Genomic DNA, 14,773 nt, shown 5'->3' on the forward strand with positions numbered 1-14,773 from the left:
CAGGGCATGCGCAATGGACATACCGAACGTGCCAAATACGACTGTCTCATACATGGAGGCAAACCTGTACGAACAGTACCGGGCACTGCTTTTGACCGTGGGCAGCAGCGACTTTATTCCTTTGCTTAGAGACACCTTGAATTCCCACTCAGGTCAGCGAGACTTTATGGTGTTTTCGTTGGGTGTGGATGGTACACCTTCACCGCTTCTGCTGTCTGAAAAACAGGCTGGCGCGCTGGTGCGAGGCGCTGCCTATCTGCGACGGTTCCACCAGTATGACCCAAGTCTGAAAGACGCTCCCAATCCCGGCCGCGTATCATTTGTTAACCACCAAACCCGCTACGAGGCAAAGTGTCCCTTTCGGCAAATCGCATTTGCCGGGCACGACGGGGGTGGCGAGCTGACCTTCTCGATGCTGTCCGATAGCTACCGAGTGGTCACGAAATTTTTTGTCTCCTCCAGTGAAAACGCTGCCGAGACCCAACTGAACTCCCGGTTGTCAGCTTTGAGTGCACTTATTCTGCCGCTGATCGACGCCCATTGCGGATCTTCCCGGTCCGAAAGCGCAAAAGGTATGCAAATCGTCGAGCAGCTCGAGGGCAGACTGGAGAGAGCCTTTCCGACGTTATCTACTCGCGAACGTGCGGTATGCGCCAGGACGATGATTGGAATGACGGCAGAGGGAATAGGACTGGCGTTGGGCATCGGACGCCCAACTGTACTGACCTATCGCAGAAGAGCCTATGAACGGCTCGCAATCGGAAATTCAAACCAGCTATGGCTTAGCCTAGCCAGGATTTGAGCGGCGCTTCACGCCTTGAGGTAACTCACGATGACATCGCGAACATGCCGCTTCCGTTGCGTTATCCACTCGTCATTCCCGAGTTCAATGTCGAGCATTTTGGAGAGGGTATAGCGGCTTGAGATGTGCACAGAGCAAAGCCCATGCAATGTAATAAACAGCTGAACGGGGTCGATCCCGCTCCTGAAAGCTCCGAGTTTGGCACCGCGGTCCAGAAGGGAGCCTATGTTCTGAATCATAGTCGCGGCCATTTTGGGGATCTCTCCTGACCGGCTGATGTATTTTCCTTTTTCACTATTTTCGCTCGCAACGATCCCGGCAAACTGAGGGTGAGAGATAAAGAAATCAAACGTGTCGTCGATCAGTTTGCGAAGGGCATCTTGAGGCTTCAGAGTTCCAAAATCCACCGCGAGCTCGGCCCTCCTGACGGAGGCATAAATGTCTTCCAGGCAAGAGATATACAAACCTTCCTTATTTCCAAAATAATGATAGATCATTCGTAAGTTTGCGTGTGCCGCAGTAGCTATATGTTGCACGCGGGCACCACGAAATCCCCTTGCCGAAAATTCGTCGATGGCAACGGAAAGTATTTTTTCCTTGGTGGAATTCATTGAGTTTACAAAGAACCAAATTAAGTCAAATCAGCTAATGACCGATGCCGGTGTATTGACCCAAACTACCTCGGCGATGTCCTTGCCAGGATTTTTGAACTCGTGTAGCAATCTTGAAGAAAAAAAGAAGCTATCGCCCGCTGAAAGATGATACGAGGTTTCGGATACTGTCAAAAGCAGCTCGCCTGACAGAACGTACCCAACCTCCTCTCCATCATGCTGACGCTTGCCAGCAACGCTTGCACCAGCGTCCACCCGGACAATGAAGGCTTGGAGAAGCGCACTCCGTCCGAGCGGTATGATCACCTCCGACCGTATCGTTGCTCTGTTTGAATCGGCGCCAGCCGCGACACCCACGGAGGGTCGAGTTCCTGCTTTGCTGACGATCCCGCCATCGGCCACAGTTTGGCTCAGAAGCTCGATAAGCGTGAGGTCGAGTGCTTTAGCTACACGCTGGAGCGTGACAAGAGATGGCGCTGTTTTCCCATTCTCAATCTTCGAAAGAAGGCTTGCGGAATAGCCAGCCTTTGCCGAGAGCTCTTGCAACTGAAGGCCTTTGACCAAGCGCGCGTGACGGATGGTCAATCCGACATTCAGATTTGGTTCTACTGCTCGATCCTTCACAGAATCGGCTTCACCGCCGGACTTAGGCTTCCTCATAATTCCTCGATTACTTCTTACTTCGCAAAGATCGACCATGTGAAGGCGTCGCGCCCAGTCACATAAGTATTAGGGAGACATAGTAGCTAAATTCTGCCTTCCAGTCTTCGGACAGCTCCGCCAATTTAAGGTATGCGCAATTTGCCCACCGGGTTAACGACAGTCTTCATCATGCTTCTACGCCCGTCCACCGATTGCGCATGGTTTGCAGTCTATAGCATACCACGCACCATTGTGAACGAGTTTGATAGCCGTTGGGTGGCTGCGCCTACTGTGGCGTTCTTGTGAACGGAATCGGCCGTTGGGGCAATCGCCGAGTGGGTCCGCGGTTGGTCGACGGTCTGCCTGACAAAGGCCGCTTGGAGCCATTGTAAGTCAGGCAGGCAGACACTGAATCTGGGCTCTACCTCGCGATTTGCAACGGTTGGGAAACGGTCTAGAGGGGGGTGCCGCCACCATCTTAAACCGGAGACAATCAGGATAGAAAAACCCCCTATAACTTGGCCCTATGGCGCGTAGTGCGTGCCGAAAAAAGTCTCGAGGGTCGATTGCACTGCTTGCGGACATTCCACCGGCAGGATATGGCCGCCATCCATCCAGACGAGTTCCGAGCCGGGGATGCGCTGCGCTATGTCGGTAGCGTTTGAAGGAGCCGCAACACGATCGGCGGCTCCATGAACGATTAAGGTCGGACATTTAATTCGGCCAATTCGTTCACTAAAATCGAAGCCATCCAAAGCCGCTATGGCTGCGGCGATGCCTTTCGCATCGGCCGCTACACGCTGATCAATGAATTCTTCGACGAATGCCTGGTTTTCGCTGAGAAATTGAGCTGAAAAGATGGAATTCGCCGTGGCCTCGGCCGCGGCCTTGGGACCCATGGACTGCGCGACCAAGGCGCGACTTTGCATCCCGGTACGCGCTTCATCACTGTAACGGCAGGCTGTAGAGAACAGAACCAGAGCGGAAAACCTCTCTGGCTCTTGAGATGCGAGCGACATAGCGATCATTCCGCCTTGGGAAAGACCGACCAGCGCGCATTTGTCAATGCCGAGAGAAGACAGTAGCGCCGACCAGTCGGCAGTCATTTGAGCCATGGTGTAGGGGCCAGCGGGCTTGCTTGACAGGCCATGGCCGCGGCTGTCGCCAGCGACGACCGTGTACTGGTCCTGAAACGTGGAAAGCTGCTGAGCCCATAGCGCATGGTTCCACCCGACCCCGTGAATGAAGACGATCGGCCGCCCCGCTCCCCTCGACACGACGTGCATCTCGACGTCATCGGGAGGCACCGTAACCAGACAGCCGGCCTGCGGCTGAAAGAACTTGCTGGTCATTCCTTCCTCTCTCTCGTTCACCGACGGGCTGGCAGCAATCTTGAGCTCAGCCAAGCCTAGGCCGCCACTGCAGCCGGCAAGATCGATGCCCGAGCAGCGAACCTTTCGCCGGCCCTCAGGCAAAAATCTGGCTGTAGCAAACTTTCCGTGGTGACCTCATTGCCTTCATTGTCGCTCAACAGAAAACGACCGCGGTTTTCACGAATGACGCTGACATCGGCGACCATACCAGGACGTAGCGCGCCAATTTCACCCTCAAGACGCAGCAGGGCGGCGGCGTTCGATGTGACCATCGGCACCACCTGGTCGAGAGACAGTCCTAGTGCCATCATCGAGCTCATGGCCTGCACGAGGCTGAATCTCGGCTGTGATTTCCATGGGTGATTTTCGTCATCGATATGCTCGCCGGGGGTCCCGGCTGGAGCTGGGATATCGATGTTGTATCCGTGGATGTCGGCTCCGAGGGTGGTTGGAATAATACCGGCGTCCAATGCCTTTCGCGCATTGCGATATGAGAAATGGCTCCCGTGGCCCACGTCAACTCGAAGACCCTTCGAAAGAGCTGCGTCAATGATCGGATGAACCTCACCCTCCAGGTTGACAAAACCGCCGGGGTGACGCGTGAAAGGGTGCGCCAGCACATCGCCTTCTCGTAGAATGGGTATGACGCGCTCTAGAATGGTGTCGACGTCCTCTCCATTGGCTCCTGACGCAGGAAGGCCCCACATTTGGCCAAAGTGGACGTAGACCGGCAGGTCGGCTTCGCGACCGATCTGGGCCGCAAGCTCGATCACGCGAATGCCCCACCGCGCAAAGCCACCGATCTCTGCGTGGGCCTTGATGCCGCGCACGAGATCTCTGTTCTCTGTCGCCGCCTTAACTGTCGCAGCAACATTAACCCCTTCCGGACTATACAGATCAGGGTAGAAATGCCCCTCCAGCCCCCCCACCAGATATGCAGACAGGTAAGCCAAAGTACGTGTCTTCGATTGCTCGGCTATGAAGTGGCGGAACCCAGGAAGGGTCATGCAGGAAGGCCCACCTTGGTCTACCAGGGTTGTCACCCCTGACTGAACTCCCACCAGGTCAGCCGGCACCCCAAAGCGACCGGTGACGTACTGGTAGATGTGGGCATGGGTATCGATCAATCCAGGCAGAACTAGGCGGTCGCGAACATCGATTACCTCTTTGGCAGCCGATGGCGGTATGCGGCCCTCGACCGCCGCAATCTTCCCGTTGGAGATGGCGACGTCCATTACCCCATCGAGACCTGAAGAGGGGCAGATGACCCGGCCGCCCGCCAAGACCTTATCGTAGAGCTGATGCTGATCCATGGTTCATGCCTTTCGAACAGCTTAGGTAAAAAGTTTTTTACTCGCGGCTAGGACACCGTGTCAAGCAAGAAGGGCGGTACTGAATCAGCTGGCTTCCGAGCTCAGGGGCTGAGTTCGTTGCTGGCTAGGCAAGCGGGATGCCCACCAGAACCAGCTTGGGCGGGGTGAGGAACAGTTCCCTCAATAAGCAGTCTCAACTCGCTGCCACAGTCATTATCGGCTGCTGCTCATATGCAATCCCGCGATGTAGCCGAATGTCAGAGCTGGACCTAGTGTGATGCCTCCCCCAGGATAGTTGCCGCCCATTATGGAGGCGGCATCGTTTCCCACGGCATAAAGTGCGAGTATCGGCTTACCGTCTGCGTCAATGACCCGAGCATACCTATCGGTCGCGAGCCCGGCAAAGGTCCCGAGGTCGCCGGGAACGACTCGAACGGCATAGAACGGACCCACTTCTACTGGCCCAACGCAGGGATTAGGACCGATACCCGCATCGCCCATATAGCGATTATAGGCAGTGGTGCCGCGGCCGTAGGACCGGTCCTCACCCAATGATCGTGCATCTCGGTTATACGTATCGATCGTGACTTGGAAAACTGTGGGGTCGATGCCGGCCTGCCGTGCCAGTTCTGCAAGCGACTTAGCGCGGATGAGGTAGCCGCTGCGGATATGATGGCCGATCGGCATCGGGGAAGGCTTCGCGATACCAAGGCCGTACTTCCGGATTGTGGCGTGGTCAGTGACGAGCCACGCCTGGCAGTTCGTGTCGTCTGCCTTGGATCTGATGAGGGCGCCAGTGAAATCATGATAGGAGTTAGCTTCGTTGACGAAACGACGGCCATCCGCGCGCACCGCGAGGACACCTGGCTTGCCGCGGTCGATCACGTGCGGAACAAGTCCCAACGTGCCGTCGCGGCGAGGTGCGAGCGACATCGGAGCCCACGCTGCGGCGTTGGGAAAATCACTGCGAAACACTCCCCCTGCCCTTAGCCCAAGTTGAAGGCCATCGCCGACATTGCCAGGCGAACTGGGCGACCAATGTGCCGATCCCGACGCAACGTGCGGATAAAGTTGAGCTTGTAGAGCTGTATTGTGCGGAAAGCCGCCAGTGGCGAGAACGACGCCTTTTCGGGCTCTAATTTCGATCACTCGCCCCTCGATCTCCGCGGTGGCACCGCATATCAGCCCGCCGGTGGAGCAGAGTTCCCGCAGGGGGGCATTTGTCCTTACATCCACTCCGACATCCAGCGCCGAGCGCAAGAGCCGGCCGACCAATGCACGTCCATTCTTCAGCTGAGTTGCTTGCCCATGCCATGCGACGTCGAACATATGCAAGGCTAGTCGACGCATCACATACAAAAAGGAATCGATGGAGCGCACGACTTGGAAGAAGTGCCGCAGCTCACCGTTCGCGGCCACCATCATGCCAAGAAATGTACTTTCAGGCAGCGGCAATGCGATCAAGGATGAATATCGGCCGAGTGACTTGGTGTTGTATTCGTCAGCATGCAACGAGCGTCCCCCGGCTAATCCCCCGGGTTGCTCTGCGTGGTAGTCCGGAAATGTCGACCCAAGGGTAAACTTTACCGCCGTGTCCCTCTCAAAAAAACGGAGCATTTCCGGCGCGTGTTCAAGAAACGCCCGGCACTTGGCTTCGTCGAAAAAAGTTCCGGCTTCATGGCGAAGATAAGTCAGAGCCGCATCTAGGCTGTCGGCCACGCCTGCAGTCCTTGCCTGGGAGCTGTTGGGGATCCACACCCAGCCCGCGGACCTGGCCGTAGTGCCGCCAATAACGGCCTCTTTTTCGAGCACGAGTATCTTCAGGCCGTGATGGCCCGCTGTGACCGCAGTCGCCAAGCCGCCGGCGCCAGATCCGGCGATCAATACATCCACGTTCAAAACGTCAGGCATTGGCGTTGTCTCCGAAACGGAGGCACAGGTGCAATAAAGCCGCTAATATCCAACAGTAAACCTTTCGCTCACGTGCTTCGGCTTTTCTGCCTCGTCGAGCACGGCGATGGCATAGTCCTCCATGGAGATCCGGCTCTGGCCATTTTCGCCGACCAGCAGATCATCCTTGCCCACGCGGTAAGCGCCAGTGCGCTCGCCGGGTACAAATATTGCGGATGGAGAAATGAAGGTCCATTCAAGCGTGGTGTCTGCTCGAAGACGTTCGAGAACCGCCTTCCCGCCAGCTGCTTCCGGCTTTGCTATTTCAGGGAACGCGGGCGTTTGGGCTAAAGGTAGTCCGCTCCCGGTCATCAAGGTGCCAGCACCTCCGACTACGATCAGCCTTCCGACACCTGATTTCTGGCTCGCCAATATGAGGTGCTCCGGATCATATTGAATGAACCTTACCGCGCTAATGATTACGTCATGCCCGGCAAGCAGCGCCGCCATTGCAGCTGGGTCCGTCATATCGGCCACAGCGACCGAGGTGCCGGCGATCTTATCGAGTTTGTCTCGATTTCTACCAATTGCGGTAACGGAGTGCCCGCGGGCCAGCGCCTCCGCGACGATCCGTGTACCCGCATTTCCAGAAGCCCCGATAATTGCCAGTCTCATGACACACCTTTCTGTTGCTACCGCCGGCGTACTGAAATACGGCGGAGCGGCACCATGGCCCAAATCCGAAAGGGAGTATGTCGTTAGCTCTAACGACGCGCGTCAGGTTTGTGAGCCCTCCGCGGCTGCCGTTGCCTCGGCGTAATCTGCCAAGCCTATGGGTTTGGCAACGGAGCGGCTGATTGGTCCGGCGCCGACGAGCTTCGTCAAACGCTCGCCATGCTGTTGCTGGAGCGCCGGGGTTCCGAGCTGACGATCTTCGAATGATCCGCCTTCACGAGAGGAATTTCGCCCTCCTGCCTAGGCCGGACCGGCATCGGTTCTGGACGCGGTCGATCGCGCTTCCGACGACGTCCATGCTGACCTCAGCGCACGTCCTGCAGCCGAGTGGGGACGTCCTGATCGACGGCCGAGAGTACAATGAGTACCAGACTTTGCTGCCGATTGAATGCAAGCGACCGCCGACGCCCGTCGCAGCGAACGTGACGAACGCGAGTATCTGATCAGTAGGGTCAGCTCGACCGGGGGCGTCCACCGGGCTCAAGGCTGGGCACCACGGTCGTGAGCACGACGGAGCAGCGATGATCGGCTATGTCCAGGGAAACGATCCCAGACGATTTGCATTATCTTGTTCGATGAGGTCGAGCTTGTCAGCCGCTGTCCAACCATCGACCGGCCCTGCAATAAGATCGTCCACCCAGGCGCAAAGCGTATCGTGCCAGTGAGCGATCATTGCGTCAAACCATTCGCGCGATGCAGGGCCCGACCCTGTTCGGATCGACCTTTTGGGGATCGAGATGTAGCTGGCCCAGGTCTATTGATCGACAGCCGTCGAAACTATGCTCCTATCTCGGATTAATTCTCCAGCTGCTGCCGGTCAAAGAAACGGTTTGGCGGCCGCCTCAGGCCAAGATTCTCACGCAGCGTCGATCCCTCGTACTCGCGCCTGAAAATGCCTCGTCGCTGCAGCTCTGGCACAATCTTCGCGACGAAGTCATCCAATCCGGCGGGAAGATAGGGGAACATCACGTTGAAACCGTCGGACCCTTCGGTGACAAGCCATTCCTCCATCTCATCGGCGATGGTTTTTGGAGTACCAACGAAAGCCAGGCCCGAATAGCCGCCAAGACGCTGGGCCAGCTGACGCACCGTGAGATCTTCCGCTCGTGCCATTTTCAGGACACTTTCCAGACTGCTTTTGCTCGCGTTTGTTTCAGAGATTTGGGGCAACGGGCTGTCGGGATCAAAAACTGAAGCATCACGGCCAAGCGCGATCGACAGCGAGGCGATACCGCTCTCGTAGTAGACCAGGCTGTCGAGCTTTGCCCGTTTGGACTGCGCTTCCTCGACACTGTCGCCGACAATGACGAAGGCCCCGGGCAGGATCTTGATGTCGTCACGGGAGCGGCCAAGCTTCTCGGCGCGTCCTTTGATGTCGGCAAAGAAGCGCCGTCCCGATGCCAGATCAGGCGGCGCGGCGAAAATCACCTCCGCCGTTTCGGCCGCCAGTTGACGCCCGGCCTCCGACGCGCCGGCCTGGACGATGACCGGCCAACCCTGCAATGGTCGGGCAATGTTGAGCGGCCCTCGCACCGATAGATGCTCGCCCTTGTGGTCGAGCACCTGCAGCCGAGACGGGTCGAAATAGAGCCCGCTCTCTGCGTCGCGGATAAAGGCATCGTCGGCGAAGCTGTCCCACAGCCCCGTCACGACATCGTAGAACTCGCGCGCCCGGTGGTAGCGCTCATCGTGTTCGACATGCTGGTCGAGGCCGAAATTCAGCGCCGCGTCGGGATTGGATGTCGTAACAATGTTCCAGCCGGCGCGGCCGCCACTGATATGGTCAAGCGAGGCGAAGCGCCGCGCGACATGATAGGGCGCGTCGAAGGTCGTAGATGCTGTCGCGACCAGGCCGATGTGATCGGTGACGGCGGCAAGCGCTGACAACAGCGTGAACGGCTCGAAGGAGGTCACAGTGTGGCTGCGCCGCAGCGCCTCAATCGGCATGTTGAGCACGGCCAGATGATCGGCCATGAAGAAGGCGTCGAACTTCGCTGCCTCCAGCGTCTGCGCGAAACGCTTCAGATGCGCGAAGTTGAAGTTGGCATCGGGGTAGGCGCCCGGATATCGCCAGGCGCCGGTGTGAAGACTGACGGGGCGCATGAAAGCGCCCAAGCGAAGCGACTTGCCAGCCATGGTTCTGATTCCAGATTTCGTTGCGCAAGAGTTGCCTTCTAGCCCAGCCAAGGGGAAGATATTTCGTTCTCCCAATAGGCTGGAGTTTAGAAACTGCCTGCTGTCGCATTGCGTGCGAATGGTCGCCTATGCCAGCCAACGAGAATGTCTGCAAAAAGCATGACCGATCGTACTGTTCCGCGTATGAAAATTTAGGCGGATTGTCGCCTAGCTGCGTTCCCTCCGAGAAATGCCCCAGTGGAATCACCCGCCCAGCCACCGGTTTTCAACCACACCAAGGACGGGGCATCGGAGGGCAACTTGTTCCGCCGCAGACAAATGGTACTGCCAGCCCTTCGGAAATCAGCACGTCACCTACGTCCTGGCCATCGGCAAACAGCGACCCGCAGCTTCGCCCATAGTTGCAGCGGGCTGTACCCTCGGTTCCTGCCGGACATGAACAGGGGGTCATCTCCAATTCGAGCTTTGCGGAAGCCACCAATTCGGTGAGCCGCGCCTTCGCTCGACGCCCAAGGTCTCCCTCAACATCGCACCTTGGCTCGATACTTTCGGGAGCATTGAAGCCGACCAATCGGGTTCCCTTTGCGCTGCCGGCGAGCCGGATGGTGTCTCCGTCCGTTACAGTGAACTGTGATCTGGCGAGCGGCACCCTGTCGTCTTCAGACGGCCTCACGAAGGATGGCGCGCTTGACCATGTGACGTGCCCGCCCGCGGCGATGAATGAGTAGATGAGCGAACCGGCTACCAGTGCCAGAGCGAAGCCAAAGGTCCTGGCGAACCTTGCGGCTAGATATCGGGCTTCGCGTTCGAGCGGGCTTCGCCAGCGGCGCGGAAGCCGGTGCGTTATCATCCTGTTCGGGGAACTTTGAGATGGTGAATACGTGCTTGGCGGTGCTGCGCCTATGATCTCATAGAGCTTTGACCACTGCTTTGCGCTCAGTCGAGTGCGCGGGCCGTACTCCACGAGCCGCTCGCGCATGTCGAGAAGGAATTGACGCTGCCATTGGCTAAGGCGGCCGCGAACAAGTGCAGCCTCTATTCGCAACTTTAGGTCGGCCTCCGGCTCCATGCCAATTTGCCTCACGCCTGCGTCACAATAGTGGGCAGCCGGCTGGGTGTGAATAGGAGCGCAAGACTCGGCTGGGTCTCGACAAGGCGCCTCGCATCAAGAGCCGCCGCCCCAATCTATGAGCGGTTACGGAAAGTCGCCGAGCTGGCGGTAAAGGTGAAAGTCCATGTGGGCTGTGGGCGGCATGTCTTCGCTCGCCGGTCTCTCGACGACGAGAACCTATCAATCGCACGCGCTGCGCTAAGCGCAAACTTTCCCCCCGTGTCTCCGAGACGGGATCGGCATCCATTGGCTGCTCCCGGGAGAAACCCGGCGCCGCCTATCAGTGAGGGGCAGGGCTTTAGCCGCTTTCAAAACTATATCGGCGCGCAATGTCACCGTAGTGCTTAAGATCCTCCACCAGTCCCCGACTTTTGATTCCGGCCGGGGCGAAGGCGCCCAGCGCTCCAAGCAGCAGGCGGGAGCTTTGCGCTGCGTTTCCGGCTTCCGCCAGTTTTTTCGTCATCAGGTGTGTGTCGACCTTTGTTTTCGATCCATCGAGGGTTTCTGCCCAGGTCTGACGTAAGCCGGGAGAGCCAGTGACAATTGCAAGCTGGGTCATGAGAGCGCGATAGCCGCCGGCCTCAAGCCGCGTAATCTCCGAAGAGTTCAGGCTTGCCTTGATTACCCGGTAGGTGTTGAGGAATCGTAGGGCCCGCCTGGGCGTTTGGCCGGTGAATGGCGCGATCGCGCCCAGGAAGCCAAGCTCCGTGTCCGTGAGTGTAAGAGCTGTCGCATCGATCGCCCCAGAGGAAGGAGTCTCAACCGGTCGCTCTTGTCCGGCTGAGACCGGACGTTCCGGCGACGAAGGTGTGGCCGACTGCGCGGTTTCGGGAGGCAGCCTTTCCCCAAGGCGGATTTCTTCCGCGACATCCTCGCCAGCCGACGTCACAGATGTTGGCGCCTTTTCTTGGGCCCCTTGTGCCGAGAGCGCCGACAACAGCGCCCGACTGCCCTCGGACGACATTCCGCGGACCCAGTAGGGCACCTGAAATATCTTTTCCAGATAGTCTCCGGCCGTGGCCCCGTCGGAACCATTCTCGGCAAGCAGCTTGTCGTAGTGCGACGCTAGCGACTTGCTGACCCATCGCGAGTCGACAGCCACCACCACGACAAACAGTGGAAATGAAAGCAGCAGATGAACTGCCTGGAGGACCTGCACAACCTTCTCGGGCGGACAGCGGTCAAGATCATCGATATAGAGGATAATTCGTTCGAAACGGCCAGGCCCCGGGGTCGTGGCCATCTTTCCGGATTCCCTCAATTTTCTCTGCTCGTCCGACGTAAAGAGCTCTGCTTTCGCAGCAGTTGTAATGAGTGTCTCAACCCGGGCGTTATAAGCTGCGACCTTACGCACCAGCTCCTGCTGCGTGGCCTCATCGGCAGCCACCATCAATCCGGACAGTTCCGTGAAGTCCTTGCGGATTGTCGCGATCAGGCCAAGGTGTTTTGCATAAGCTCCGTCGCCTGCACGGTCTCTCACAAAACGCAGGAGACGGCCGTTGCCTGTCTCGCCCTCATACTCCTTGGTGATTTGCGCCAACTGAGTCGATGTCGCCGTCAGCACGGCTTTGGACTCCGCAAGTTCGGCGGTAAGCTTGGCGAGCTGCTCTTCGGCACGCTTGACCTCATCCCCTGGTTCCTTCAGCCTCTTCTCGATCGCGGTGCTTAAGGTTTCGCGGTGCTTGTCCACCACTGTTGCCGCTTGTTTGATGCCACGGGCGACCTGGCCGATAGCGCCAGCAACGGTGATAAAGACGGCCGACGCCTGCACCACAGCAAGATGCACATGATCGAAGAGCTGGTCGAGTATTCCTCCTTTTCCAACCTGAGAGGAAAGCCAAGCTCCGAACCAATCCACGATTGGCGGAATGACCAGCAGCACTGCCAAGGCAAGCGCAAGGAACGGCCAATTCAGGAGCTGTGCGCGGGTGGCCTTGGCAATGATTTGAGCCCGCTTCGTCTCGTCCCCCAGCGAATCGAGTGCGCTTTTCAAAGCCTCACCATCGTCCTTGAGCTGATCGAAGCCCAGCTTTTCGGCGGCCTTCTTGAGATCCTTGTTGCTCGCAATCACGCTCACGAAGCTTTGGCCCACCACTTTCCAGAACAGGTGCGGAGCCGCCGCCATCCGCCCGCGCTGCACCACCAGCTCTCGCTCCGCGGAGGCTACGCGCTCCGAGGCCAATTTCTGTTGCCTGCGTTGCGAAATCAGCCGCTCCGCTGAGTCGAGGGTCAATTCACGAGCCGTCGCCAGCTGGTCCAGAAGCGTGGGCTTTGAACTTTCGGTCCCGGGTACGTTGGCCCGCAACCAGCGATCCAGCTCAACAAAGATGTTGTCGACCAGGCTTGCCCATAAATTGGTCTCGGCATAGTGCCAGGCGTTGAACCGGATTTGCACGATCTGTCGATGAAAGGCCGGGTCATCGCCCTTGCGCGCTATCGCCTCGTTAGCCAAGCTGGCGACATGGCGATAGATGAGCCTCATGAAGAACGACTTGCCCGAACCCCAGTCACCGAAAATGCCAAATGCCAACGGTGGCAACACTTGTCGCGCAGCCGCTACCCGGGCAAAAGCCCTCGCCTCATCTTCTACATTGAGCTTGTCATCAAGCGTGTCGCCCTCGCTACTGTCGTTGCGAAGGTTAGCGAAAATGATGCGGGTTGCCTCGACTCTTTCGCTTTCAGGAGGAATGGTGCCCGTTACAAGACGTGCTGGTAGTGTGGCTCCAAAAGCCATGTACCATAGACGAATCCTCGACCCGTCCAAAACTTCCAACCGCTCCAGCACCGCCATCCGCAGGTGGGACAAATCAATTGAAGCTTCCTCAAGTCGCGCCTGAAGCTTGGTTCCAGGTTGCGTGAGGAGACTGGCTACGAGTGTATCCAGCCTTAACACGCCCGCCTGGCCGAAGGCAGCCGCCATTGACACGGCCCTAAGCTGGATTTCGGTGACGTTGTCCGTGGGCTTGATCCGCCTGCCGCCGAGGCTCGGAGCAGCGGAGAATGCGTCCACGACATCGTTTATGCCCCGAAAAGGGGCGGTCCCCGCCAGTTGCGCTAATGCCGTCACGGCTGACAGTTCCGCCGAGCCCGGTTGAGTCCGCGCCAACTGCAATGCGGCAGCAAAAAGCCGGCTACTGCTGATCTCCTGGATATCGCCACCCGGTTGATTTAGCTCTGCGGCGAGGGCCAGAGTCTGGGTCGCCAGGTCGGTCGCTGAACTGAGCCCATGCTCATCCAGAAGCCGATTGAGCTCAGAGGCAGGGCCTGCGGTCGCAGGCTCGGGACCGAACAGGGAGCCAAGCGCCACTTCCCATTTCTTTTTGGTCTCATTCGGCTGCGGCGACGTCATAATCCGGTCGATTAGCGTTTCCGCCAAGTCCCTGATGTCATTGACTGTGAGATCAAGCGAAAAGAGCTGCCTGATCTGGTCCGCAATGACACCGCGAACCATCATGGCTCCAAAAAGGTGCCGAGCTTCATATTCGGGCGTCTCGATCGTCCTTTGAGCGATGCCGCTTGCTGGCTTGAGCAGACCATCTACGGAGACGGAGAGCTGAATCTTGTAGCCCTTTCCCAGCGCGCTGAAAATCAGGTCTGAGTCGGACAACTGGGCGACAACCATCTCGGACACTAGCTCGGGTTTAATCCGACGTCGCAGCCAGTCAACAAACCATGAGGCGGTGTTACCGTATCGTATGGAATCTCTGTCTTCCTGTCCCGCGGCGACCAGACCGATGAACAATGCCCTGGTATCGAAGACCAGACGTTGCGCCTCATTGTCGACATTGACGTAGCGAATGCCTCGCTCAATTGTCGTTTTGAGAGTTGGCGAGCGACCCCGGTCGAGACCAAGCATTGCGGCCACCGGCTCCGCAAGATCACCCCATCTGGGTGGCTCAGTTTGACTGGCCATACTTCCTCCCCCCACCTGCTTTTAGACCGCCAAGAAAAGCATTATTCGAGGATTCAATTAAAGGAAAACGATATTGTTAATGAGGACTGCAAATGACATTTAGTGGGCTGCACAGACGATTCCATTTGTCCTTCAAGGGCCCGTGAGATCGGGCGCGCTGGACGGCCTTCTTTGACGAGGAGACTCCGCGCTGGTCGCGTTCGTCGTTGCCGAAACGTACGGACTCGTAATACCTCAAGATCCAAGA

At 57.8% G+C, this 14,773-nt stretch carries 9 protein-coding genes; 1 reads left to right on the forward strand and 8 read right to left on the reverse strand.

The features are described from left to right. Positions 1–13 precede the first annotated feature (13 nt). A complete protein-coding gene (locus LB558_RS07765) occupies positions 14–802 on the forward strand; it encodes a helix-turn-helix transcriptional regulator (RefSeq protein WP_224697000.1) in 789 nt (262 codons plus the stop codon). 8 nt (positions 803–810) lie between these two features. On the opposite strand, the gene LB558_RS07770 is transcribed toward LB558_RS07765, so the two are convergent. From LB558_RS07770 to LB558_RS07805, 8 genes are all read right to left on the reverse strand, one after another. After that, positions 811–1,413: a TetR/AcrR family transcriptional regulator gene (locus tag LB558_RS07770; RefSeq protein WP_224697001.1), complete on the reverse strand. Its 603-nt coding sequence runs from the start codon at positions 1,411–1,413 to the stop codon at positions 811–813. Between the two features lie 30 nt (positions 1,414–1,443). Next, entirely contained in the window at positions 1,444–2,112 is a 669-nt protein-coding gene (locus LB558_RS07775; RefSeq protein ID WP_224697002.1) for a cupin domain-containing protein, read from the reverse strand. A 467-nt stretch (positions 2,113–2,579) separates the two neighbouring features. Continuing rightward, complete coding sequence (locus tag LB558_RS07780) at positions 2,580–3,461, reverse strand: alpha/beta fold hydrolase (protein WP_224697003.1); 882 nt, start codon at positions 3,459–3,461, stop codon at positions 2,580–2,582. Between the two features lie 2 nt (positions 3,462–3,463). Further along, entirely contained in the window at positions 3,464–4,741 is a 1,278-nt protein-coding gene (locus LB558_RS07785) for an amidohydrolase/deacetylase family metallohydrolase (protein WP_224697004.1), read from the reverse strand. A gap of 213 nt (positions 4,742–4,954) precedes the next feature. Beyond that, the gene (locus LB558_RS07790; protein ID WP_224697005.1) at positions 4,955–6,652 is read right to left on the reverse strand and encodes an FAD-dependent oxidoreductase; all 1,698 of its coding nucleotides are present in this window, start codon (positions 6,650–6,652) and stop codon (positions 4,955–4,957) included. 42 nt (positions 6,653–6,694) lie between these two features. Further along, on the reverse strand, positions 6,695–7,306 hold the full coding sequence (locus tag LB558_RS07795; RefSeq protein WP_224697006.1) for an NAD(P)-dependent oxidoreductase: 612 nt from the start codon (positions 7,304–7,306) through the stop codon (positions 6,695–6,697). A gap of 855 nt (positions 7,307–8,161) precedes the next feature. Beyond that, positions 8,162–9,502, reverse strand: coding sequence for an LLM class flavin-dependent oxidoreductase (locus LB558_RS07800; RefSeq protein ID WP_224697007.1), 1,341 nt, complete (start codon positions 9,500–9,502; stop codon positions 8,162–8,164). A 1,409-nt stretch (positions 9,503–10,911) separates the two neighbouring features. Further along, positions 10,912–14,469 carry a P-loop NTPase fold protein gene (locus LB558_RS07805; RefSeq protein ID WP_224697008.1) on the reverse strand — a complete coding sequence of 1,186 codons (3,558 nt, stop codon included), beginning with the start codon at positions 14,467–14,469 and terminating at the stop codon, positions 10,912–10,914. Between the last annotated feature and the right edge of the window lie 304 nt (positions 14,470–14,773).

The organism is Mesorhizobium sp. CO1-1-8, from assembly GCF_020164875.1.
Classification (GTDB): Bacteria; Pseudomonadota; Alphaproteobacteria; order Rhizobiales; family Rhizobiaceae; genus Mesorhizobium.

What these genes read in the sequence shown, in the direction of transcription:
- LB558_RS07765 (WP_224697000.1), top strand. Translation starts at nt 14, where the DNA reads ATGGACATACCGAACGTGCCAAATACGACTGTCTCATACATGGAGGCA.
- LB558_RS07770 (WP_224697001.1), bottom strand. Translation starts at nt 1,413, where the DNA reads ATGAATTCCACCAAGGAAAAAATACTTTCCGTTGCCATCGACGAATTT.
- LB558_RS07775 (WP_224697002.1), bottom strand. Translation starts at nt 2,112, where the DNA reads ATGGTCGATCTTTGCGAAGTAAGAAGTAATCGAGGAATTATGAGGAAG.
- LB558_RS07785 (WP_224697004.1), bottom strand. Translation starts at nt 4,741, where the DNA reads ATGGATCAGCATCAGCTCTACGATAAGGTCTTGGCGGGCGGCCGGGTC.
- LB558_RS07790 (WP_224697005.1), bottom strand. Translation starts at nt 6,652, where the DNA reads ATGCCTGACGTTTTGAACGTGGATGTATTGATCGCCGGATCTGGCGCC.
- LB558_RS07795 (WP_224697006.1), bottom strand. Translation starts at nt 7,306, where the DNA reads ATGAGACTGGCAATTATCGGGGCTTCTGGAAATGCGGGTACACGGATC.
- LB558_RS07800 (WP_224697007.1), bottom strand. Translation starts at nt 9,502, where the DNA reads ATGGCTGGCAAGTCGCTTCGCTTGGGCGCTTTCATGCGCCCCGTCAGT.
- LB558_RS07805 (WP_224697008.1), bottom strand. Translation starts at nt 14,469, where the DNA reads ATGCTTGGTCTCGACCGGGGTCGCTCGCCAACTCTCAAAACGACAATT.